Below are 25153 nucleotides of genomic sequence, written 5' to 3'. Positions count from 1 at the left end.
TATTATGAATAAGGTATGGTGAGAAAATGAGTAAACTTTCCCTTAAAATTGGGACATACTTTTTAATATTAGCTTTATGTATTGAAACAATTGCTTTCGTATCTTTTTATAAAAGCCTTTCAACAATGCGTGTGAAAGAAGAAACCGATGCTCTATTAGAGAAAGGTAATCGGTATCGTGATAAGATTGTAAACCGTGCAAGATGGAATGATCATTCTAAACAACAGCAATACACAGAACGTCCTAAACACCCTCGGTATCAGGATTTCACTATCGAGCATGCGGCTGAAGATTTAATCGGTTCCGAATTAATTGCTAATACTGATATCACAATCATTATAACTGACAATAACGGCAAAATTATTTCTAACTCAGAACCCATAACGAAAGAAATGCAAAAACAACTTATTTGTAAAACAAAATCTATTCCAAAAAGCGGGTTAATTGTAGAAAGAAACTGGAAAAAATCAAAATTCATCTCAACAGTAAGTCCACTTGAAATTCAAGGATTTCAAGGTAATTTACATATGTTATTAAAAACATCTTTCTTAGAAAAGATGTTACTTAAACTCCTGCATCAATTTCTTATCATTAGTATTTTGACGATTATTTTAACAACTATTTCTGTCTTTGTTTTTTCTAAATTTATTACAGATCCTCTTATAAAAATGAAGAGAGCGACAGAAAAAATGTCAAAATTAAACAAGCCAATTCAATTAGGTATTAAACGAAATGATGAACTCGGAAGTTTAGCAAAAACAATTGAAGATTTATCGAGTGAGCTTACGTATATGAAAAAAGAGCGCAATGAATTTCTCGCTAGTGTCGCTCATGAACTATTAACTCCATTGACCTATATGAAAGGTTATGCAAAGGTAGCAAAGAGAGACTCTTTAACAAAAGAGGAGCGAGAAGAATACTTACAAATCATTGAGGATGAAACGGATAGTGTAACCGATCTCGTCCAAGATTTATTTATGCTTGTACAATTAGAACAACACCAATTTGTTATAAAAAAACAAAAAGTGCTTCTTCAGCCATTTTTAGAACGAATGGTTGAAAAAACAAAAACAACATTAACGAATAAGCAAATGCAACTTCATGTATATTGCAAAGATGATTTAGAAGTTTGTATAGACGAAAGACGTATGGAACAAGTTATGTTAAATTTATTACACAACGCTTATCAACATTCGCCAGAAAACACATCCATTACGATACGTGTACTCATGGAAACATATTCTTTTACAATAAGTGTACAAGATGAAGGTGAAGGTATTCCTGAAGAAGATATCCCGCATATTTTTGACCGTTTTTATCGTGTTGATAAATCCAGAACACGAGCTACAGGCGGAAAAGGCATCGGGCTAGCTGTTGCAAAGGAAATTGTAGAATTGCATAACGGTTCTATTCTAGTAACAAGCCAATTAGGAGCGGGAACAAACTTTATAATCGAGCTACCTTTTGAATAATATGCGTGTGAAAACACCAGTAGTAGTAAACACTACTGGTGTTATTTTGTTCATAAAAACAGCTCATATAAGCTAAGCTTTTGAAATTATTCTTATTTCAATATAAAATAAAGTGAAACTTTAATCCATGGAAAGGTTCACTCCATGGATTATTAGTTGAACCAATCGGGCATTTACGGGCAGTTATCTCCCGCCTAAATTCCGCGCATTCGCCGAATTTTAAAGTTGGAGTCTTACTGCCCGTTAATGCGGGGTAAAGGTACATTTGCAAAGATTTGGAGGGTGATATAATTGGATATCCATGTATTAACAAAAGACGAAGCAGAAATTTACTTAGAACTTCGCGTAGAAGGATTAAAGCAAAACCCTGAAGCATTCAGCTCTTCTTATGAAGATATTATTAATAAAGAGTGTGCGATTGAATATAAAGCACAAAAATTAGCACAAGATGAAAACTATACGCTAGGTGCATTTAAAGATGGAAAATTAATCGGGGTTGCAACACTGGAAACGAAACCATATGTAAAACAAGAACATAAAGCTAAAATCGGTTCTGTATATGTATCTCCAAAAGCACGCGGACTTGGAGCAGGAAAAGCACTTATTAAAGAATGTCTTGAGCTTGCTAAATCTTTAGAAGTAGAACAAGTTATGCTTGATGTTGTTGTTGGCAACGATGGAGCGAAAAAACTTTATGAATCATTAGGTTTTAAAACATTCGGTGTACAAGAACGTTCATTAAAATATAACGGACAATATTGGGACGAAGAGCATATGGTCTTATTCTTAGATGAAAATAAATAATAAAAAACATCCTCATGTTTGGAGGATGTTTTTTACTTTCTTGTAAACCATGCCTTGTGTAATAATTGAATCGCTTTCGCAATCTCTTCCTCTGATAATATCGCAAACCCAAGTAAAACTACACTCTCAGGCGCCGTACCGTCTTTATAGTACGTAGACACAGGATATATTTTGATACTATATTTCGCAGCTTCTTGAATTAATTCTTCTTCCCGCATTCCATTATGCACTTTTAATAAAATGTGTAATCCCGAATCTTCTCCTATCACTTCAACACGATTAGAGAAATACTTCTCTATTTCAAAAACAAGTCGATCTCTCTTCTTTCGGTAGACGACACGCATTTTATGAATATGTTTTTCCCAATAGCCTTCATTTAAAAATCTTCTAATCACTTCTTGGTCCATTCTTGAAATACTTTGTGTATAAAATAAATATTGCTGTTGATATTTTTTAATTAATTTCTTCGGCAACACCATATAGCTCATCCGTAACGATGGTAATAATGCTTTAGATAACGTCCCCATATAAATAACTTTCCCCTCTGTATCTAACCCTTGCAGCGCCGGTATAGGCTTTCCAGAATAGCGAAATTCACTATCATAATCATCTTCAATAATATACCTGCCCTCTTCTTTCTTTGCCCATTGTAAAAGCTGCATTCTTCTCGTAATAGGCATAATCATTCCATATGGAAACTGATGGGAAGGTGTAACAAATACAACATTCGCATTGCTATTTTCTAAATCTGCAATACAAATTCCATCTCTATCTAAAGGTAACATTTGGACCCTTGTTTCTCCCTGTTCAAAAACGACCATTTTCCTATGATACCCTGGATTTTCAACTGCATAATTGCTTTCCTTTAACAATTGAAAAAGTAGTTTCACTAATATTTGTGTCCCCGCTCCTAATACAATTTGACTAGCTGAGCAACGCACTCCTCTAGATTCATACAAATAGCTCGCTATTTCCTCCCTTAAGCTCAATTCTCCTTGAGGGTGTCCAAGAAAAAGCAACTCATTATTATGTGGCTGCCATACATCATTTATAAGCTTGCGGTACGTAGTGAACGGAAAAGTATCCGTATCAACCCCTGTTTGGGTGAAATCAAATTTATAGTTCTCCTCCCGAAACGATACTTCTTCTACTTTCACTTCGCTTCCTTCTACATAAATCATTTGTTCAATTTTACATACAAAATAACCTTTTCTCGATGCCGATTCAATATAACCTTCTGCAAGTAATTGCTCGTAAGCTGCTTCTACTGTATTTTTACTCACTTGTAAATAGCTCGCCAGCTTTCTTTTAGCAGGTAATTTTGTAAAAGCCGGAATCGATCCATCTTTAATCTCTTTTTTTATATACTCATACAATTGCACATATATTGCCTTTTTACTATCCATATTTAAATTAGGCGTTAATTCTAACATAATATCTGACCCCTTAATAAAACTAAAATCTGATACTTTTTACAGTACCAGAAGTTATATATAATTCCTTTTATCATGTCACACATAAAAAATCAAATACTGGAGAGGAGAAACATGATAATGAACAATGGTAGACGTATCGGACTTATTATGATTATTACAGGGGCTACATTATGGGGATTATCTGGTCCAATGATTCAGTGGCTATTTCAGCATACTAATGTATCCTCAATTGATTTTTTAACAATTCGATTGTTGCTTGCAGGAATATTTATTTTGTCTTTCTTACTTATAAAGAAACAAAACATATTTCAAATTTGGAAACACCCTAGATATTCTATACAACTTATTATTTTCTCTATTCTCGGCATGCTTGGTGCGCAATACGCCTTTATCGAAACGGTTCATATTAGTAACGCGGTCACTGCAACGCTATTTCAATTTCTAGGTCCTGTTCTTATTACCGTGTACGTTGCATTTGAACAAAGAAAATTCCCTGCTTCCATGCAACTATTCGCAATTATAGCCGCGCTAATAGGAACATACTTTATTATTACAAATGGCTCAATTGAAAATATTGTTTTATCTAAAGAAGCTATTATTTTTGGACTATTAACAGCAATCGGATTTGCATTTTATACCCTTCATCCGGCTTCTCTCATTAAAGAATGCGGGACAACTGTAGTAATTGGTTGGGGGATGTTAATCGGAGGAATTGCACTACTTATTTATAATCGTTCATTCGGGTGGAATCAATTTTCACAAACCCTTACACTAAAAACTTTTTCTATGCTTATTCTTATCATTATTAGTGGTACCCTTTCTTTCCTTCTATATATCGGTAGTCTTAAATATTTAGCAGCAACAGAAACAAGCATTTTATCTAGCATTGAACCCCTTGTAGCTACCATCGTTTCAATTACTTGGCTAAATGAAGCTTTTGGAGTATACCAATTACTAGGCGGCGTATGTATCGTTCTGTCCGTTATTTTTTTGACGATGCCTCAAAAAGAAACCGAACCAACCTATACAACGGAACAAATATAAAATGAAACTTTAATTAGTGGGGCTATCTCCCACTGATGATTAACCTACACCAATCGGGCTTTTACGGGATAAAAAATGTCAAAAGAGGTCGTACAAAACTTACGACCTCTTTTTATACTTTAAAGGAATTGTCCCGCCTTCTAGCAAATACAATTACACTAACAATAAAAACTAGGAGTGTGGCACCATGAAAAAAATCGGAACTATGCTACTTCTCTCCTTCCTCATCACTGGATGCACACAAACGCAACCGGATTCAAAAGAACAAAAAAAAGACGTAATAGCAACGTCATCCACTCAAGTGAACGCACCTTCCTTCTTTCACCTTAGTGTTTTAAAAGATGTAAATTGGGAAGAAACACCTTCTTTCGTAGAAGGAAAAATGCCTTTAAAAGGCATCGAAGGTAAAATCGCAATGGCTGATAGTCCTATTATCGCAAATGAACAAAATGAAATAATGTGGCACTTTTTAGATCCTGAAAGGCCAACTGGAAAATTGTCTATTATTGCGCTAAAACAAGGATCTGTAACTCCAACACCAGTACTCTTTCAACAAGAAACTTCCAAACAAACTTGGACTACTTCAAATACAATCGATTCTACTACAAACGAACTCCCCCTCACTATGTCACTACCTTCATCTGGATTATGGTTATTAAATATATATATAAATGAAAAATATTATGATCAGTTTGTAATTACTGCTGAGTAAAGTGACAAAAATAAACCACTTTCTTACAAAAATGTAATTTCTACGTCATGTACTTCGATAGTTGAATTATCTCTCTTCTCTTATACTTAAAGTAAGAAATGAAACGAGGAGAGATGAGAGATGAAAAAAATGATAGAAGTGATCGTAGCAGTAACTGAGGTTTTAGTAAATGGTAAACAAGTTGCAATGGAATTAAATAAATAGTGAAGAAACATAAATAATTCTACACTTCTTCATTATTTTGATTTCTTATCTCAAAAAAGCAGTGCCTTTTTAGGCACTGCTTTTAGCTATTAATAATTTGGTATTTTCGTAATTTGCGCCACGCCTGAATCAATAGCTGCTTTCGCTACTGCTTCTGCAACACTTGGAACAACTCTTTTATCTAATGGATTCGGGATTACATAATTCGCATTACGTTCTTCGTCCGTAATGATGTTAGCGATCCCATATGCTGCCGCTAATTTCATCTCTTCTGTAATATCAGTCGCGCGCACATCTAACGCACCGCGGAATATTCCGGGAAACGCCAATACATTATTTACTTGATTCGCATAATCCGAGCGCCCAGTTCCTACTACAGCTGCCCCAGCCTCTAATGCATCCTCAGGGAAGATTTCTGGAATTGGATTCGCCATTGCAAACACAATTGCTTTCTCATTCATCGTCTGTACAAGTTCTTTCGTTAATACGTTAGGAGCAGATACGCCAATAAAAATATCAGCTTGGTGAATCGCTTCTTTTAACGTTCCACGCACATGTTCACGATTTGTCTTTTTTGAAACTTCAATTTGCGCTTCATTCATCCATGTTTCACCTTCACAAACAATACCTTCTAAGCTAACTAACGTAATGTGCTTTGCACCAGCCTTTAATAATAATTTTCCGATTGCAATTCCTGCCGAACCCGCACCGTTAATAACGATTTTCACATTATCCATTTGTTTGCTAACAACTTTTAATGCATTAATAACAGCTGCTAAAACGACAATAGCTGTTCCATGTTGATCATCATGGAATACAGGAATATTCGTTTCTTCTTTTAATCGTTTTTCAATTTCAAAACAACGTGGTGCTGCAATATCTTCTAAATTAATCCCTGCAAATGTAGGCTCTAAATTTTTTACAAGAGTAACGATTTCATCTACATCCGTTGTGCCTAAACATAATGGGAAAGCATCTACATTCGCAAATTTCTTAAATAAAATACTCTTCCCTTCCATAACAGGCATAGCTGCTTTCGGTCCAATATTCCCTAAACCAAGTACCGCTGTTCCATCTGAGACAACTGCCACCATATTACCGCGTGCCGTATAGTCATACACTGTTTCTTCATCCGCCGCAATTGCTTTGCAAGACTCCGCTACACCTGGTGTATATGTCAGGCTTAAATCATCCGCTGAATTTACTTCTACTTTACTTGTAATTTCAATTTTCCCTACTAATTCTTTATGCAGTAACAATGATCTTTCATTAATTTGATTATCTAACATACTTATAATCTCCCCTTAATTTGACAAGCTAGCTATATGAATATAGCTAGCTTGTTTGATCATGAAAACATTTTTAATAAAATTGTCGCTGTTACAACCATTGCTGCCCCGCCTAAACGAGTAGAAATTTGCGCGAACGGCATTAATTCCATACGATTTGAAGCCGATAAAATAGCGACATCTCCAGTTCCACCTAAACCGCTATGACATCCAGTTACAATCGCTGATTCAACTGGATACATTTTCATCACTTTCCCTACAAGAAAACCTGATGCTACCATTGTAAGAACAACCGATGCACACACAACAACATATCCTACTGAAAGAACTGCTGCTACGTCTTTTAACGGAATATATAGCAATCCTAATCCAACCATTAAAGGCCAAGTTAAATTTTTTGAAATAAATTTATATAAATGGAATGCTCCTTGCTCCATTTGCGCTGGCATTAATTTAAAGTATTTCACAAGTGCCGCTGAGAAAATCATAATGATTGCCCCAGGAATACCGATGAACTTAGAAGCAAATCCTCCGAAGATGAAGAACGTGCACGCAATTAATAAACCTGCTCCCATTAATGAGAAGTCAATTGGCTTCTCTGTATTTTGTTCTTTTAATAATTCTGCTTGATTGTCTGTTTTCACTAATACACCGTTACCACTAAGCTCTGGTTTCTTCTCACCTAAACGCTTCATATACCCTGCACTCACGATTGCGAACATATTTCCAATAATAGCTGCTGGAATAAGCTGTGATACAAACGTTGCTGATGATTCATTTAAAATGTCACTATAAGCTAGCGACAATGGTAAAATTCCTTCCCCGATACCACCACTCACAATTGGTACGATGATAAAGAAGAATGTCTGCTTCATTTCAAATCCAAATAGTGAACCGACCAATAATCCTACTGCTACAGAAGCTAACGTCCCTACTACTAAAGGAATAAACATACGAACGAAACCTTGTACTAACACTTTACGGTTCATTCCTAAAATACTTCCGACTACTAAACAAGAAATATATAGATATAAAAAGTTCGATTTTTTCATTAACATTGTCGCAGCTTCCATTGAAGCTGGATTCATCCAGTTAAAAAATACAAGTAATGATGGAATAAATAACGAAAGTATTGCTGGACCGCCGATATTTTTTAAAATTGGAATTCTCATCCCAATATCACCTAAGAAAATCCCCATGATCATAATAACTGCAAATCCACCAATCATATCTGCTGGCAATTTATTATATACAGATGCCCCATAAATAATAGCAGCCAATACTACATATAACGGTAAAGGTATAACACCGATTTTTACATTCATAATTTTAGAAGCGAAAGATTCTCTTTGTACTTCATTTCCTTCAGGAAATGATACCGCTTCCACATTTTTTTGAATTCCCATATGGCACCCCCTCGTTTTCTTAATAACAATATTAAAACGCTTTCAATAGTAAAAATAGTTTTTGTAAGTTTTGTAATTGATTTTGTAATTAAAAAAAGTATAAGCGACTTATACTAAGTCGCTTATACGTAAAACTCTATTTTCTTTTGATCAACACATCTTAATTTACTTACAGGTCTTCCCACATGTTGGTACATCATTTCGTTTTCTAACACCCCAATGTCAGTCAAAAACATTACATATTTTCGAATAGAAACTCTTGAAATTCCAACTAATTGTGCCATTTCATCTGTTGTAAACACTCTTCCATTCAGCGACTCGATCTTCTGCCAAATTAATTGCAACGTTTGCTTCGTTAACCCTTTCGGAAGCTCTTTAGTGACAGTAGGCTCTCTTTTTTCTTTTTGTAAAATTAACGAATCTAATTCCGATTGACTAATTTTTTGTTGTTCTTTCATGAAAGTAAATTTTTCTCGATATATCGTTAATGCCTCTTTAAATCGTTCAAATGTAAATGGTTTAATTAAATAATCTACAACTCCATATTGTAATGCTTTTTTAATACTCCCCATAGCATGTACAGCTGAAATCATCATTATATCGATTTCTTTTTCTTGGTTCCGGATATACATTAAAAGCTCAAACCCAGTCTCTTCAGGCATAAAAATATCAAGTAATACTAAATCCACTCGTGATTTCTCTAATACTTCTATCGCCGACTTTACTGAGTTAACTGCTTGAACAAGTTCAAACCCTCCTACTTGCTCTAAATAATGCGTATTTAACATTGCTACCATCGGGTCATCTTCTACAATTAAAACTTTAATCATATTTGCCTCTCATCCCTACCTTTAGGTATTTCAATTGTTATCGTTGTTCCCTTTCCTACTAATGAATGCATATGAATTTCCCCATTTATTCGCTGTATACTTTCTTTTACAAGATACAAACCATAACCGCGGTTATCTCCCTTTGTGGAATAACCTTTCGTAAATAATTCCTCTATTTCTTTTTCTTGTATACCTTTTCCCGTATCTTGTACTGTAATAGTTAATATATCCCCATGTTGTATCTCAACTTCAACTTGCTTCTTTTCACAATTCGTCACTGCTTCTAATGCATTATCAATTAAATTTCCGACAATCGTAATAAGTTCATGAGTAATACTTTCATCATCTATTTCCGGCATGTAAGAATCTTCACTTATAATTAATTTTATATTTTTCTCTCTAGCATAGCTGAGCTTACCTAGTAAAAAACCAGCAAATACTGGACTTTTTATTCTTTTCATAACTCCACCAATTTCATATTGATGCTCTGATACCATACCGCTTATATACTTCTGTAATTCTTCATACTGTTTCATATGTGTAAGCCCTAATACGACATGCATCTTATTCATAAACTCATGAGATTGTGCCCGTAATGCTTCTGCATATAGTCTAATCCCAGTTAGTTCCTCTGCTAGTTTTCTAATCTCTGTTTTATCACGAAATGTTGCAATTGCACCAACTATTTCTCCTTTTACATATAAAGGAACTCGATTCGTCACAATCGTAATTCCATAAATATTTTGTTCTTCGTTTAATTGTACTTCTCCCGTTTGCAATACTTCTTTTATACGTGAATTTGGCATATACAACTCAACATCTTTACCGATAAAATTTTCTTCAAGTCCGCTTTTTTTAAATAGACGTTTTGCTTCATTATTAATTAGCGTTACTCTAGCCTCTTTATCTACAGCAATGATCCCCTCCTTTACAGATTGTAGCATCGTATTTCTTTCTTCAAGAATTTTTGCTATCCTGTGCGGCTCAAGACCGAATAAACTTTTCTTTATATGTCTAGCTAGCAATATTGCTCCTATAATTCCGACTAATACTCCAACTCCGACACCAATATAAATGATATGTCTACTTTCCTTAACTCTCTCTTTTACATTATCTGCTGAAATACCAACGGCCACTGCTCCAAGTTGTTCACCTGTTTCAGAAAATATTGGTACAAACACTCGCATGGAAATACCTAAAGTTCCTTCTGCTAACGATACATGTTCTTTTCCTTTCAATGCAGGCCCTTCATCCCCACCAATGAAATGACGACCTATTTTTTGAGGATCTGGATGAGATTTTCTTATTCCATCCATGTCCATAACTACGATAAATTGAACACCTGTGTTTTTTAATATCCTATTTGTATACGTTTGGATTGCAGAGGTATCCGCTTTCCCAACCAAACCATTGATTACAATTGAATCATTCGCCACAATGTGTGCAATTGTTTTTGCTTTCTCTGCTTGGCTATCCTCCGTCGCCCGTTCTACATTATGACTAATTAATATATCTGTCACAAGTAAAGAAAAAATTACAACTGTACAAACTAACAATGTAATCGTTTTCCACAAATTCCATAGTCTTTTTCTTTTTTTCATCCCGTTAATGACTCCCCTAATTGCTGAATAGAAAAATAAGTAAGGTGATATTATTTTCACCTTACTTATCTGCTGTTATTATACTTTAAATTTACTAGTCATCGCTTGTAGTTCTTCGGCCATCCCAGCTAAGTTTTGCGAAGCTGAACTAATTTCCTCCATTGAATTAACCTGTTCTTCTGTTGAAGCTGCAACACTTTGCATACTAGCTGTATTTTCTTCTGCAGCCGCTGCAATTTCATCAATAGCATTTGTCACTTCATTTGCATCTCCAGCAATTCTCTTCGTTGTTTCTACCATTTGATTAACTTGAGAAACAATATGTGTAGTAGAACTTAAAATTTCCGTAAAACTTACTTTCGTTTTTGTTACAACATCAAGGCCTTGTTGAACTTCTCCATTCACATTATCCATTGCCTTAACAGTATGTTCAATATCCGCCTTAATTTCTGCAATTAAATTTGCAATCTCTCCAGATGACTCTCCTGATTGCTCTGCTAATTTTCTAACCTCATCTGCTACAATAGCAAATCCTCGTCCCTGTTCACCTGCTCTTGCTGCTTCAATAGCCGCATTTAAAGCTAATAAGTTCGTTTGAGTAGCTATGTTTTGAATTGCTTCAGAAATAGCTCCTACTTGCTTTGATTTCTCATCAAGAAGTTTAATAATAGCATCTGACTCGGATACCGACCTAGAAATAGACTGCATTTGTTTTGCAGTTTGTTCAACTAAATCTTCTCCCTCTTCAGCTCTTTCTCTCGCATGTAATGAGGAAATAGAAATTGACTCTGCGCTTCCAGTTACATCTTGAATTGCTGTATTTACTTGTTGCAATGTAGCCGCACCTTCTTCAACACCTTGACTTTGTGATTCAGCCCCACCTGATACTTGTTCCATTGCAATTGTAATTTGGTCTGTCGCATCATTTGCTTGCTGTACGCTCGCTGTTAACTCTTCTGCCGATGCTGCAACATGTTCTGCTGAAAAGCTAATTTGGGTAATAACATCTTGTAAAGACGTAGACATTTCATTAAATGAATTCCCTAATTTTCCTATGTCATCCTTGGAATGGATTGTAATTTTCTCTGTTAAATCTCCCTTACTAATTTTATATGCCGATTCAGCTATTTTTCGTAATGGCCCTGTAATAGACTTTGTAATGAAATAAATTAATACACTACCAAATGCAATAGCGATAGCAATAACAATTAAAGTCTTATAAAACACTGGACTGGCAGCTTGGGTAATTTCTTCATCGAACATAACGCCAACTACTTTCCAGCCTGTTTTCTCATTTGTTGCAAAGATTAAATTCTTTTTATCATCTTGTTCTGTATAAGACACATTTCCTTGTTTATCTTCATAAATTGGTTTAATCCAAGGATCAGTAACTTTTGCACCTGGTTTTCTAGATGGATGACTAACAATTTGCTTATTTTGATCTAAAATAACTGCATAACCTTTTTCACCAATGTTAATCATTTTGGAAATTTTTAAGATGTTATCTAAATTTAAGTTAATTCCTATAACACCTTTACCATCTTTTACTTCTTTCGCAATGGTCACTACCATATTTTTTGTAGATGCTGATTGATATGGTGCAGTAACAATTACTTTCCCTTTATTTTCATGTGCTTCTTTATACCAAGCTCTATCTGTTGGATTATACCCATCAGCCATTTGGATAAATGGTTCTCTTATAAACTTTCCCGTCTCTGTTCCAATATAAATACCTTCTACTTCTGGATGAAGCTTTATATATTGTGCTAATTTCGTTCTCACTATTTCTTCTTGTCCATTTGGATATGTATCCTCTGTTAAGATGTCTGCAAAGTACGTCGCATCAACAAATTTCTCTTCTATATTTTGAGAAATAACAGTATTTAAAATCGAAATATTCTCCTTTGCTTTATCTGTCATTTGATGTTCAAAATTTGTTTTGGCAGTTTGATATGAAACACCACCGATAATAATTCCTGGTATAGTTAAAATAATAAAAAATGAAATGATTAATTTTTTATTGATACTCATACATTTAACCCAGTTAAATATTTTTTGCATAATAAGCCTCCTTTATGTAATGCGGATACTTGTGTCATTTTATACAATTAACATATATAAAACAATATATAATGATAACATGTAAATTTTTCGTCAATTATGCATTTTTGCATATTCACTCCTTAATAAGGATTTTAATCATAAAAATAAGAGAACTTTAGCATTATATATGCTAAAGTTCTCTTATTTCTCAACAGCTTCTACTCTACAAAATTTCTCTTATAATCCTCAATCTCTATCCTTCGCCTTATAGTCATATTACTAAAACTCTTCATCCTAATTTATTTGGAGCTCTTTACATAACTAATTGCCTGACTTCCCATTTGTACCCATGCCTGTTCAAAGGTTTCTCTCGGTACTTTTACATCTAAGCTATCCTCAAGTGGATCTCGAATATATACAGATTCCTGATCATACCCAATAAGTACAACACAATGTTCATTATACGTAATAGAAACATCTCCACTATTTGTTTCCCATGTAGTAAATTCATCTTCATCTAATGGTGCAAATGTTGCATTCGTAATCATGACTACCGGTTTCCCTGCTTTTATACTCTTATGAATCTCTTCTATATTCTTCCCAGTTAAGTCTACAGCTTTATTAGGTAAATATTTTTCCGCTAACTGAAAAAGTGGCCCATGATATACACCGTATCCTGATTCAGAAAATGTATAAATATTACCTACAAATCCTTCATTCGGATTCCCGCGCACACCATCGTCTATAAAATCAACTTTTTTTATTTCATTTGCTAATGTCATCTTATCCACTGAAACACCAGCGTATTGTAACAGCATCGCTAAGCTTGTCACTTCACAGCCTCTATCCAATTCTGGTAACTGCTGAATTAAGGGAACATTTGATAAGATGACTTTTTCATCGTTATTACTAAACTCCGTTTCTTTTCCTCTTTGTATATTTGAGAATGTTAACTTCTCTACATACTTTGGAATTCCATTTGTATATACACTCCATATTGCTGCACCTAGTAAAGCTGTACATATATACCACTTCAATTTTCTTATCGCTTTCACGCCCTTATTAATTCGTTAAATAAGAATAAAATGCGTCAGCATCCGTTCGTATCATCGGTACAAAATTTAGTTCTTTTCCTTTTTCAGGCTGCTCTTTTTTTATCTTTTCCGCTAACTCTTGAATATTCATATTCATTTTATCCATATTAAGCTCATCTGCCATTTGTAGCACCTTTTGTTCATTAATTTCTCTTAATACTTGATATATATCTTTCCCATACAAATCAATATGATATTTTTTTGCTTCTTCCTGTACTTTTTGTTCGTACACTTCTTGTGCTAACTCTTCAATTTCTTTTCCTTTTTGAGAAATGTCTAACTTTCCTGCTTCTTCTCTTACTTTCGTTCCGTAGATTTCTTCCGCGATGTCTTCGATTTCTTTTCCATCTGTAGAAATGCCTAATTGATCTGCTTCATCTTTAATTTTAATCGCATTAATTTGAGTAATTAAATCTACAATTGATGTATTCTCTATAGATATGCCTAGCTTTAACGCTTCTTGCTTTACTTTTGTTTCATAGATTTCTTCTGACAGCGTCCCAACATCTTTTCCTTCAATCGAAATACCTAACTGCTCTGCTTCCCTTCCTACTTCTGTTTCATGAATTTCTTTTTCTAATGTAATTTGTTCTTTTCCTTCCGTTTCGATACCTAGTTTCTCTGCTTTTTCTTCTGTATGCACTGCATGTATCTTACCATTGTTCAATTGTTCTTTACTGCGCTGCGTGTAATCTGTCTTTCCTCTTTGTGTTTCAGAAGGAGAGGCACCCCCTAATATGCTTAAACTCATTACTCCAATAGTGAATACCGTCATCATTTTCTTTTTCAAAATTAATTCCTCCCTCTTATACTTTCTTTTCCATCATTCCCCTAGTTTTTTTAATACTATACATACATCTCATCACTGCTTGAGATAACATTATGATTGATAAAATCGACTCACATACACCTAGTCTCTTCTTCATGTAACGAACGTTCTTTATGCCATACATAATATAAATAGTTTCTTAACTTTCCCTTAAAAAAAAAGACGACCTTGTAAAAACAAGATCGTCTTCTTACTTATATTTTTTGATTTTTAGGGAAAATCACTTCAAAACAAGTGCCATTTCCCCATCTGCTCTCTACTGATATTTTTCCATAATGCTTTTCTACAATCCAATTGGCGATTGAAAGACCTAATCCAGCTCCTTCTGATGTACTTCTTGCTTTATCCCCTTGATAAAAACGATCAAATAATTTCGGAATATCTTCTTCTTTCACTCCTATCCCGTCATCCTTCACCTGTATACGAATTGAACTACTCGTTTGCGTACAATCGATTTGAATATGCCCACCTTCGTTTGTATATTTCATCGCATTATCTAACAGTATGACCATCATTTGATGAATTCGCTCTCTATCCCCCATAAAAGATACACCACGTTCTACTTTTAGTATCATTTCTTTTTCTTGATAAGAAGCAATCTCTTTATATGGAGCTACTATTTCTTCTAACAATTTATCAAGTTCAAATGTTTTCTTATCCATCTCAATTTGATTAGAATCAGAACGTGCTAGCAATAATAAATTACTAACGAGTTTCGATAACCGCCTACATTCTTTTGAAATTGTAGAAATATCCATCGCTTTTTCTTCTATCGTAGCGGATGGTGATTGGAATAACACATCCGTTTTTGATTGAATAACTGCAAGTGGTGTCCTTAGTTCATGTGATGCATCAGAAACGAATTGCTGCTGTTTCTCCCATGAATTTTGAATAGGTACAAGTGCTCTACCAGCTAGGAAAAAGCCAATACCTATCGCACAGAGGCTTCCTATGCTACAACCTATAACTAGAATTAAAAATAAAGTATTTAACATTCCTTCTTCCGCTGTTATATCTCGCACGATTTGAACTATTTCTCCATCTTTTTGAAGCGAAAATACTCTAAAATATCGTCCTTGTACTTCAATATCTTGTAACTCCCCTAATTTTTTTGGAGAAAACTTTTCCAAATTCTCTTCAAAAATAGAACGGAATTTACGGTTATCGCCCTCTATTTTCACTATTTTCCCATTCCAAGTTATTCTAGTTACTCGCGGATCTCCAATCTGGATATTCTCCATGCGTTTTCTTGGTGGTATTTTGACATCTAATTTTTCTCTATACTGAGCCATCATTTTTATAGATTGATCCACTTCATTATAAATACGCTTATATGTGTATGAATAAATAATACTGCCTAATATCCCTATTAATAGGATAAATACTAATGAATTCACTATAGTCAAACGAATGCGTGTCTTTTGAAACATACTTCCTTTTTTCATTGTTCTTTTAATATATATCCAATACCTCGAACGGTTTGAATATCTTTCTGATAACCGAATGGCTCTAATTTTTTACGTAAATGATGCACATACACTTCTACAATTGCTACTGTCGTATCTGAATCAAATCCCCAAACACGATCAAAAATTTGTTCACGCATTAAAATCTTCCCGCTATTTTGAATGAGATACTCTAGTAGCTCATATTGTTTCAATGTCAACTTAATACCTTGTCCATCTACTTGAACGTCTTTATCTTTTCCGAACAATTCAATCCCTTTATAGCGAATGGTTTGCTGCGTTGTTAAACTACCACTTCTGCGTAGTAAAGCGCGAATTCTCGCTTTTAATTCAGGGGCCTGAAATGGCTTAACGATATAGTCATCTCCACCAAAGTCCAATCCCTTCACCCGATCTTCTAAAGAATCTCTCGCTGTCAAAAACAGGACTGGTGTTTCAATCTTTTCATCACGTATTTTTTGAATCACTTCAAATCCGTCCATCCCTGGCATCATCACATCCAACAAAATTGCATCATATATATTTTGAAGCGCTAAAAACAATCCATCTTCTCCATTTATTGCCGTATCTACTTCAAATTCATCACGCAAAATTTGTACGATAGACTCTAATAACGAAGTATTATCTTCTACTACAAGTAAGCGCATGCTCTCACCTTCCATCAAATAGTTCAATTCTATTTATTATTACATTTCTTCTCTTCATAACAAAAGAATGTAGTTATATTACGTAATTTCATTTTCAACTATTTCCTTCTAAAATTTTGAAATTTTATTATAAAAACTTTGTCTTAAATTTACCTTAATAAAAAATTGAAAGAAATAAGATTCCTCTTATCTCTTTCAATTTTTTATTACATATACCTTTTTACTTGGCAACTCCAAACAATTTAGCTGACCACCATACACAGCCCCGCCATCAATTCCAATAATACGATTACTACCAAAATACACTCCGCAATCCTCACTACTATGAAGCGTTTTTGTTTCCGTATGCCCAAATACAACAACCTTTTCACCGCTATATCCATTATGAAATTCATTACGGATCCACATTAACGTATATGGTTCAGATTCAGAAACTCGTTTCATCGGCTCAACCCCAGCATGTACAAATATATACTCTTCTGTTTCAATGTAATGATCTAATTCTTGAATAAACTTTATATGTTCCTCTAATACAGAAGATTGTAAAATCGGTTTTTGGAAGTCTTTCTCATTAACCACAATATCTTCTTCTAGAAATCCATAACTATATAATGTCTTATCTCCACCATTTCTTTTTACCCAATGGTTCCATGAACGTTCCTCATTTGTCGTTAACGCCTTAATCATCATATCTTCATGATTTCCTTTTAAAATGAGAGCTCCCTCTTCTTTCAATTCTTTTACCTTTTCAATTACAGCACGCGCATTTGGACCACGATCTACATAATCTCCCAGTAAGATTAATTGATCCTGTTTCGCATCATATTGAGCTTCTTTCAACAACTGTTCGAACTTTTCTATTTCTCCATGAATATCACTAATAACAAGAATTCTTTTCATATTATCCCCCCTCTTTCTAATTATAGTTCAAAACAACGGAAAATTCCGAATCTTAACCTTGAATTAAATTTATCTCGCATTAACGGGCAGTAAGACCCCCACCTCAAAATTCAGCAGAAGCAAAGAAGTTAGGTGGGGGTAGGGCTGCCCGTAAAAGCCCGATTGGTGAGGGCTAATAATCATTGGGGGATGAAGAAAAGCCCCATTGATTAAAGTTTCACTTTATTACAAACTAAACTATTATCCTTACAACAATGTAAGTCTCTTGTCATCCAATTCGATAGTTGTAATTACTGTATCTCCTTATACTGAGAGTAAGAAATGAAACAAAAAACAAGGAGAGATGAGAGATGAAAAAAGTAATGGAAGTTGTAGTAGCGATAGTAGAGGTTTTCGTAAATGGTAAACAAGTCGCAATGGAGTTGAATAAATAATGAAAAGGACAACATTCACTCTAGACCCTTTACTCATATAAAAGAGATAAGACTTCATCATTTCTTTGATCCCTTATCTCCCTATAAAGAAAGCCGTATCCCTTTTAAGGATACGGCTTTCTCTTATTTTTGACTCGTACGAGCTGAAATGCTAATTGCTCTATCTGTTGCTTTGGCAGCTTCATCTAACGCCTCTTTACTATTCTTTCCGTCATACATTGCTTCCAATGCTTTTACAACTGCATCTCGTGATTCTGGGAATACACTAATTAAAGCACCTTGTGTTGCTGGAGATTGCTTCGTCGCTTGCAGTTGATCTACTGTTACTTTCAACTGTGGATATTTTTCATATTGCTCTTTTACTAACGGCTCATTATATGCATCTGGATTAATTGAGAAATAGCCTGTTGCCGTATGCCATTTCGCTTGTACGTCTGGCTTCGTTAAATATTTCATAAAGTCCCAAGCACCTTGTTGCGTTTCTTCTGAAACCATATTCGTCATCCATAATGATGCGCCTCCAATGACAACACCATTTTGTTTCGAATCCTCTGGATATGGAATATATGAAACACCTACATTAAACTTAGATGCATCAATTAAATCACGAACACCTGCTGAAGAATCTAAATACATAGCAACTTGTCCAGACTGGAACGCAGCACGAATATCATCCCAACTTGCTCCATACTTTCCAAGTGCGCCAGCTTTATTTAAATCATCTAACATTCCAAATACTTTCTGTCCTTCTTTACCGTTAAATACCGCCTTCTTTGCAGCATCTTTACGGCCGTTTTCGTTATTTACATATAAAGCACCTTGTGTCGCTAACAACTCTTCAACGAACCAACCATAGTTAAGCATGGAGAATCCATATTGTTTTACATTTCCGCCTTCTTTAATCGTTAACTTTTTCGCTGCTTCTTGTAATTCCGCATATGTTTTTGGAGCTTTCTCTGGATCTAAGCCCGCCTTTGCGAAAGCATCTTTATTATAAATTAATACTGGTGTAGATGAATTAAATGGCATAGAATACATTTTTCCATCAACTGAATAATAATTTGTAATTGCTTTTTCTAATTTTGACGTATCGTACTTATCTTTTTTTATCCAGCTATCAATTGGTGTGATTTTTTTGCTATCAATCATATATTTCGTTGTAATTTCACTCGATTGAACAAGAGCTGGCGCTTCTTTCGTTGCAGACATCGTTCTAAATTTCGTTAAAGACTCTTCATATGTCCCTTGGAACTCTGCCTTTATCTCGTATTTATTTTGCGACTTATTATAGTCTGCAACAAGACCCTCTAGTACTCCTTGTGTTTTTCCACCCATCGCATGCCAGAAGCGAATTACTGTTTTATCACCATTTTTTTCAACTGGTGCTACTTTTGCCTGTGCTTCAGGTTTTCCCTCTGTTTTACTATTTGAACAAGCGACACTAGATAATGCCATTGTTGCTACCATTAATAGAGCAGCACCTTTTTTTACTAGATTCATTTAAATCTCACCTTCTCTTAATTATTTAATTGCACCTTTTGTTAATCCTTGTTGTAATTGCTTTTGCCCTAAAAATAGTAAAATCAATGTTGGAATAACGATAACCGTAACACCGGCCATTACGCTTCCCCAATCAGTTGCAACTTCTTGAGACTGAAGCTGCTTCACACCGATTTGCACTGTTCTTACTTTTTCATCAGTGGTCACTAAAAGTGGCCATAAATACATATTCCATGTTGTTAAAAAGCTATATACTCCAAGCGTAATAAAACTCGTTTTACAATACGGAATTACAACGCTGAATAAAAACCTTACATTTCCAATCCCTTCAATAAACGCAGCTTCTTTTAGTTCATTCGGAAGTGTCATAAAATGTTGACGTAACAAGAAAATACCGAAAGCTGTTGCAAAAAACGGCACTGTCATCCCGGCGAAACTATTGATCCAGCCAAAGTTTTGAATCGTTAAAAAGTTAGGCACCATCGTTGCTTCCCACGGAATCAGCATCGTTGAAATAAACAGGAAGAAAATTAAGTTTCTCCCTTTAAACTGAAGAAAAACAAAAGCATAAGCTGCTAAACTTGATACGATAAGTTGTCCAATCATAACGACTGTCGATACAATTAAACTGTTATATAAGTATGTAAAAAGTGGTACTTTTTGAAAAATATTAATGAAATTATCAAAAGTAAACTGGGTCGGAAATAACCTTCTCATTTGAATATCGTCTGGTGTCATAAAACTTATTAAAAATGCATACAGTACAGGAAAAAATACCATTACTGCACTAATAATGAGCAGCATGTATAATAGGAAATTTTGTTTCCACTGTTTAACAATCATTTATAATGCACCTTTCTCTCAGCAAACTTAAATTGAAGTAATGTAGCAACGAAAATGAAAACAAATAATACCATCGCTTGTGCACTTGCTGTTCCAAATTGATGATTCACAAACGCCTCTTTGTAAATCGAGTACACAATCAAATTCGTTGCATCATTCGGTCCACCGTGCGTTAAAATATCAATTTGTCCAAAACTTTGGAACGCACTAATTAACGTTACTGTTACAATAAAGAATAAAGTTGGCGATAGCATCGGTAATGTAACACGGCGAAGCTTATATAAATAACTAGCACCATCTATAGATGCACTCTCATATAAAGACGTATCGATATTTTGTAAACCACCTAATATAACTAAAAATGCAAACCCTGTATTCACCCAAACTGTTGTAACTGATACAGAGAATAGTGCCCAGTCCGGACTCGTTAACCATGCGATTGCAGGAAGATTCATAGCGGCTAATATATTATTAAATAATCCTACACTTGGATGAAATAAAAATAGCCAAATCACTGCACTAGCAGCTACTGATATTCCCATCGTCGAAGAAAACAGAACTCGGAATAACCCAATACCTCTTACCTTTCCATTTGCAATCAATGCAAGAAACAAAGCAAATATAATACTCGTAGGCACTGTATATAAAACAAATAGTAAAGTTGATTTTATACTTTTGTAGAAGGCTGGATCAGAGAATAAATATTGATAATTTTCTAAGCCAACGAAAAGATTAGCTTCTCCATGTATATCGGTTAAATAAAAACTATAGTAAATCGTCCTAAACAATGGATAGAACAGAAAAATCGAAAATAGCAAAATAGATGGCGCCAAAAACAATAATCCTATTCTTAAATCTTTCGTTCTCCCCCATAATTTTTTCTTTTTTGACACCTTTGTTTGAACTGGTAACTTACTTACTTCGATCATTATTTCGCCACCACTTTCAACTCTTCTTCAGCTACCACTTTTAAGCGTTCATTCGTGTTTTCGTTAAAGAAGCATAACTTTTCTTGCGAGAATAATAATTTTACTTTGTCACCTTTGTTCAAGAGTAACTGTCCGATGACTTTCGCACTCCAAATTGTTCCATTTACCGCAAAGTTTAATATAGATTCATTCCCTAATACTTCTACAGATTGCAGCGTCACTTCTTGTCCTTCCTCAGACAGTGCAATATGCTCAGGACGCATGCCTATACGAATTATTCCTTCTGGTAATTGCTTTAACTGTCCAATAGATAATGGAATTTGCAATTTCCCTATATGTAATACACCTTTTTCTTTATCCACTTCTCCATCATTTATATTCATAGAAGGAGAACCTATAAAGCTTGCAACAAATTCGTTTGCTGGTTCGTTATATATGTCAAGTGGTGTTCCAACTTGCTGTATACTTCCTTTATTTAAAACCATAATACGATCTCCCATAGTCATCGCTTCTATTTGATCGTGGGTAACGTAAATCATCGTAATTCCTAATCGCTGCTGAATTTCTCTAATTTCAATTCTCATTTGCGCACGTAATTTCGCATCTAAATTCGAAAGTGGTTCATCCATTAAACAGATTGGCGCTTGACTCACGATCGCCCTAGCAAGCGCAACACGCTGTCTTTGTCCGCCTGATAATTGGCCTGGTTTCATTTTCACATACTCTTTCAGTCCTACCATTTCAATAGCTTCCATTAATCGCTTTTGTCGCTCTTCTTTTTGTACTTTTCTTACCTTAAGTCCAAATAAAATATTTTCTTCTACAGATAAGTGTGGATATAATGCATAATTTTGAAATACCATTGATAGATTACGGTCTTTCGGCTCTAGATCATTTGCAACACGTTCATTAATAATTAAATCTCCCGAAGAAATCTCTTCTAAGCCAGCGATCATTCGTAATAATGTGCTTTTCCCGCATCCCGAAGGTCCAACTAAAACAAAAAATTCGCCCTTCTTAATATGAACCGATACGCCTTTAACCGCTGTCTCTTCTGCATTTTTATATACCTTTGAAACATTTTTCAATTCAATCACAAGGTTGCACTCCTTTTTTCTTCATGTATCCATACTTCATAATGACTTGTTGAAATCGCACTTGCTCCTGCACGAATTGCAATTTCCGCATCTTCTCGCGTTTGAATCAGCCCGCCTGCAATAATAGGAAACTCTATTTCCTCTGCTAGCTGTTTAATTATAGAAGGCATAATCCCCGGCATAATCTCTACTGCATTTGGTTTAGTCGTTTTACAATTTTCAATTGATTTAGTAAGGGATAAAGTATCTACAATAAAAATACGTTGAATTGTTTTCAATCCAATTTTATTAGCATTTCGAATTGTCGAACCCTTTGTTGAAATAATACCTTGTGCCCCGATAACATCTTCAATATACAAAAGTGCTTCCTCTGTATTCGTATTTAAGCCTTGTATAAAATCACAATGAAGAAATACATCATGTCCATGTTTCTGCAATTCATATACACGCTCTGGTAATTCCAGCATTGAACCAGTCATAAGAAAAACTGTTTTCGGCAATTTTTTGTATGCTTTGTATCCTTTCCAATCCTTTATCATCGCAATATAAGGTTCTTTAAACATTCATTCCACCTAACTGTTCTATTTTTATCCAAACTAAAAACACCTACTTACATAGAACGCCTTTCTCCTTATTTGAACTCTAGAGAATAGAGCACACCTAAGAAAGTGGCACATTATATGTAAGTGGGTGTTCTCAAATGTTCTCTACCCTAGTTATTTTGTTACCTTTACTATATTACGCATTTATTAAGTCAGTTTTGATAGATTGTTAATTAGGTGTTAACCGAATGTTAATATTCACCATATCACTATTTACATTAATCTAGATATTAAAATATAAACAAATAGAACGAAACAATACTTAAAATTCAATCAATATGTAAATTCATTCCATAGTTAATTAGTTTTAGTTTTCTCGCAACTGCTTGTGAAGCATAATTATCCCAAGAAGTACTATAAAGTGGAATGCGTTTTTCTTCTTGTAATGATATCGCCCAGGCTGTAGCAACATCAGTACCATATCCGTTCCCTTGAAACTCCGCTAAAGTTTCCACACTTGCCTCAGCAGCTACGGGCGTACTTCTGGCACTGCAACAAACAGAAACTACCTTTTCATTTTTTACAATTGCAAAATAAGGTTTCCTCCATTCCATCTGTTCTATTAGATTAGGAAAATTTTCTCGCAAAAGCTCTCTATTCTTCTCAGTTATTTGTATTGTTCTAGTCGGCTTATGTAAATTACTATGAAACATGAAAGCAGGACCCATCCAAATATTTTTCACTGTTCTTTCTTCATTTAATACATTAATAATCTTTGCTATCTCTATATGCTTTGAAGGTTCTTGAATTAACTTCTCAATCTTACTTACCGTTTCATCATCCACATTACAATGATATCTCGTTATACTCCCTTCACGAGTTCTGCCAAGAAAAAAACGTGGTGCTTTCGGATTTCCTTGTTCATTTACATATTTCATTTTTCCTACTTGATTATGAACAAACAAAACCTCTACCTGAATTACTATTAAATCAAGTTCTGAGAGCCTCATTTTTATCCTCCTTATTTACTCCATATACCATCCATTCATAATCTATTTTTCATGTTCAAAATAAAAATCCCATTCAAATACACATTACTGAATCCATCATACTAACTGATTTCTTCATTCTGTCTATCTAAATGGGATTATTTTTCGTTTTTTACTCTACTGGTTGTTGTGGCTGTACTACTTCATTTGCTCCAGCTACCCTCAACATATTTACAATATCTTTAAAACCTCTTTTTTCAGCGTATTGCAGTGGCGTCAGATGTTCCTTGTTAGCCATATTTACATCTGCACCGTGATCAATAAGCAATTGAATTACTTTCTTATGGTTTTCACTACCATTTCCTAATACAATTGCTTCTAATAGCGCTGTTCCACCACGTTCATTTTTATAATTCACATCAATATCTGTATGCTCTAATAATTCTTTAACAACCTCTACATGGCCACGCTCAGATGCAGAAATAAGTGCTGTTCCACCTGACTTAGTCGTTTCTTTCGTATTAACTCCTGCATTAATTAATACTTTTACAATATCCGTATATCCTTCTCTACTTGCATAAAGAAGTGGATTACTTTTTTTCTCATCTTTAATTTCAATATTAGCACCTGCACCAATTAATGCTTTAACTGTCTCTACATGATTTTGGTACGTCGCTGCAAGGACAGGCGTTTCTCCGTTGTCACCTTCTACGTTTATATTCGCTCCATCCTGAATCAACTTCATAGCTGTCTCTGTGTCTCCAAGAGTAGCTGAAAGTAACAACTGTTTGTCCATTAAATTTATACTTTTCTCTTCTTTAGATTCTTCCTGTTCTTTATGCTTCTCTTTTTTCTTTTCATTTTTCACATGAACCGGTTTCGATTCTGGTTCTTCTTGCTTATCGCAAGCCACTACCGTCATTAAAAGTCCTAATAAAATACATAATAAAATTTTTTGTTTTCTCACAACTACAGCTCCTATGAAAGATAATGTTTTCTTAACCATTCCTCCATCACATACAATAACTCTTCTTGAGTACAT

22 protein-coding genes are annotated in these 25153 nt (G+C 34.6%); 4 read left to right on the top strand and 18 right to left on the bottom strand.

Annotated elements, in window-relative coordinates:
- The first annotated feature begins 26 nt into the window (after positions 1 to 26).
- Positions 27 to 1472: a HAMP domain-containing sensor histidine kinase gene (locus JFU02_RS22415; RefSeq protein WP_086407046.1), complete on the top strand. Its 1446-nt coding sequence runs from the start codon at positions 27 to 29 to the stop codon at positions 1470 to 1472.
- Between the two features lie 291 nt (positions 1473 to 1763).
- Entirely contained in the window at positions 1764 to 2276 is a 513-nt protein-coding gene (locus JFU02_RS22410) for a GNAT family N-acetyltransferase (RefSeq protein ID WP_000351212.1), read from the top strand.
- 32 nt (positions 2277 to 2308) lie between these two features.
- Here JFU02_RS22410 and pdxR read toward each other — a convergent pair whose 3' ends face one another.
- Positions 2309 to 3709 carry a MocR-like pyridoxine biosynthesis transcription factor PdxR gene (pdxR, locus tag JFU02_RS22405; RefSeq protein ID WP_098285283.1) on the bottom strand — a complete coding sequence of 467 codons (1401 nt, stop codon included), beginning with the start codon at positions 3707 to 3709 and terminating at the stop codon, positions 2309 to 2311.
- Between the two features lie 120 nt (positions 3710 to 3829).
- Here pdxR and JFU02_RS22400 point away from each other — a divergent pair, with 120 nt between their 5' ends.
- Together JFU02_RS22400 and JFU02_RS22395 are read left to right on the top strand one after the other, a co-directional pair.
- Positions 3830 to 4756: a DMT family transporter gene (locus JFU02_RS22400; protein WP_001059058.1), complete on the top strand. Its 927-nt coding sequence runs from the start codon at positions 3830 to 3832 to the stop codon at positions 4754 to 4756.
- Between the two features lie 187 nt (positions 4757 to 4943).
- Positions 4944 to 5468 (top strand): DUF4871 domain-containing protein, encoded by a 525-nt coding sequence (locus tag JFU02_RS22395; protein WP_061666977.1) that lies wholly within the window; start codon positions 4944 to 4946, stop codon positions 5466 to 5468.
- Positions 5469 to 5761: 293 nt separating this feature from the next.
- Here JFU02_RS22395 and JFU02_RS22390 read toward each other — a convergent pair whose 3' ends face one another.
- The 17 genes from JFU02_RS22390 to JFU02_RS22310 all read right to left on the bottom strand — a co-directional run bounded on the left by JFU02_RS22390 (position 5762) and on the right by JFU02_RS22310 (position 25153).
- Entirely contained in the window at positions 5762 to 6961 is a 1200-nt protein-coding gene (locus tag JFU02_RS22390; protein ID WP_000886555.1) for an NAD(P)-dependent malic enzyme, read from the bottom strand.
- Positions 6962 to 7020: 59 nt separating this feature from the next.
- The gene (locus JFU02_RS22385) at positions 7021 to 8367 is read right to left on the bottom strand and encodes a 2-hydroxycarboxylate transporter family protein (RefSeq protein ID WP_086407049.1); all 1347 of its coding nucleotides are present in this window, start codon (positions 8365 to 8367) and stop codon (positions 7021 to 7023) included.
- Positions 8368 to 8489: 122 nt separating this feature from the next.
- Positions 8490 to 9197 (bottom strand): response regulator, encoded by a 708-nt coding sequence (locus JFU02_RS22380; RefSeq protein WP_098723119.1) that lies wholly within the window; start codon positions 9195 to 9197, stop codon positions 8490 to 8492.
- Entirely contained in the window at positions 9194 to 10798 is a 1605-nt protein-coding gene (locus JFU02_RS22375; protein ID WP_097888860.1) for a sensor histidine kinase, read from the bottom strand. The genes JFU02_RS22380 and JFU02_RS22375 overlap by 4 nt, the downstream gene beginning before the upstream one ends.
- Positions 10799 to 10876: 78 nt before the next feature.
- The gene (locus tag JFU02_RS22370) at positions 10877 to 12859 is read right to left on the bottom strand and encodes a methyl-accepting chemotaxis protein (RefSeq protein ID WP_061666979.1); all 1983 of its coding nucleotides are present in this window, start codon (positions 12857 to 12859) and stop codon (positions 10877 to 10879) included.
- Positions 12860 to 13140: 281 nt separating this feature from the next.
- Positions 13141 to 13896, bottom strand: a complete 756-nt coding sequence (locus JFU02_RS22365; protein ID WP_097888859.1) for a C39 family peptidase — start codon at positions 13894 to 13896, stop codon at positions 13141 to 13143.
- Between the two features lie 7 nt (positions 13897 to 13903).
- Complete coding sequence (locus JFU02_RS22360) at positions 13904 to 14725, bottom strand: transporter (RefSeq protein ID WP_097888858.1); 822 nt, start codon at positions 14723 to 14725, stop codon at positions 13904 to 13906.
- A gap of 233 nt (positions 14726 to 14958) precedes the next feature.
- Complete coding sequence (locus JFU02_RS22355) at positions 14959 to 16209, bottom strand: sensor histidine kinase (RefSeq protein WP_000715831.1); 1251 nt, start codon at positions 16207 to 16209, stop codon at positions 14959 to 14961.
- Positions 16206 to 16877: a response regulator transcription factor gene (locus tag JFU02_RS22350; protein WP_002162940.1), complete on the bottom strand. Its 672-nt coding sequence runs from the start codon at positions 16875 to 16877 to the stop codon at positions 16206 to 16208. Before JFU02_RS22350 ends, JFU02_RS22355 begins: the two co-directional genes overlap by 4 nt.
- 195 nt (positions 16878 to 17072) lie before the next feature.
- Positions 17073 to 17777, bottom strand: a complete 705-nt coding sequence (locus JFU02_RS22345; RefSeq protein WP_000821983.1) for a metallophosphoesterase family protein — start codon at positions 17775 to 17777, stop codon at positions 17073 to 17075.
- Positions 17778 to 18334: 557 nt separating this feature from the next.
- Complete coding sequence (locus JFU02_RS22340; protein ID WP_086407053.1) at positions 18335 to 19711, bottom strand: ABC transporter substrate-binding protein; 1377 nt, start codon at positions 19709 to 19711, stop codon at positions 18335 to 18337.
- A 21-nt stretch (positions 19712 to 19732) separates the two neighbouring features.
- Complete coding sequence (locus tag JFU02_RS22335) at positions 19733 to 20554, bottom strand: carbohydrate ABC transporter permease (RefSeq protein ID WP_000635948.1); 822 nt, start codon at positions 20552 to 20554, stop codon at positions 19733 to 19735.
- Positions 20551 to 21483, bottom strand: coding sequence for a carbohydrate ABC transporter permease (locus tag JFU02_RS22330; protein WP_000573802.1), 933 nt, complete (start codon positions 21481 to 21483; stop codon positions 20551 to 20553). Before JFU02_RS22330 ends, JFU02_RS22335 begins: the two co-directional genes overlap by 4 nt.
- Complete coding sequence (locus JFU02_RS22325) at positions 21483 to 22580, bottom strand: ABC transporter ATP-binding protein (protein ID WP_000571381.1); 1098 nt, start codon at positions 22578 to 22580, stop codon at positions 21483 to 21485. The genes JFU02_RS22330 and JFU02_RS22325 overlap by 1 nt, the downstream gene beginning before the upstream one ends.
- Positions 22577 to 23143 (bottom strand): glycerol-3-phosphate responsive antiterminator, encoded by a 567-nt coding sequence (locus tag JFU02_RS22320; protein ID WP_000471999.1) that lies wholly within the window; start codon positions 23141 to 23143, stop codon positions 22577 to 22579. Before JFU02_RS22320 ends, JFU02_RS22325 begins: the two co-directional genes overlap by 4 nt.
- Before the next feature lie 308 nt (positions 23144 to 23451).
- Positions 23452 to 24132, bottom strand: coding sequence for a GNAT family N-acetyltransferase (locus JFU02_RS22315; RefSeq protein WP_086407054.1), 681 nt, complete (start codon positions 24130 to 24132; stop codon positions 23452 to 23454).
- 151 nt (positions 24133 to 24283) lie between these two features.
- Positions 24284 to 25153 (bottom strand): ankyrin repeat domain-containing protein, encoded by an 870-nt coding sequence (locus JFU02_RS22310; protein ID WP_000287334.1) that lies wholly within the window; start codon positions 25151 to 25153, stop codon positions 24284 to 24286.

The sequence above is a fragment of the Bacillus sp. TH13 genome, from assembly GCF_016651175.1.
GTDB lineage: Bacteria > Bacillota > Bacilli > Bacillales > Bacillaceae_G > Bacillus_A > Bacillus_A thuringiensis_S.
This window is presented reverse-complemented; position numbering and strand designations above follow the sequence as displayed.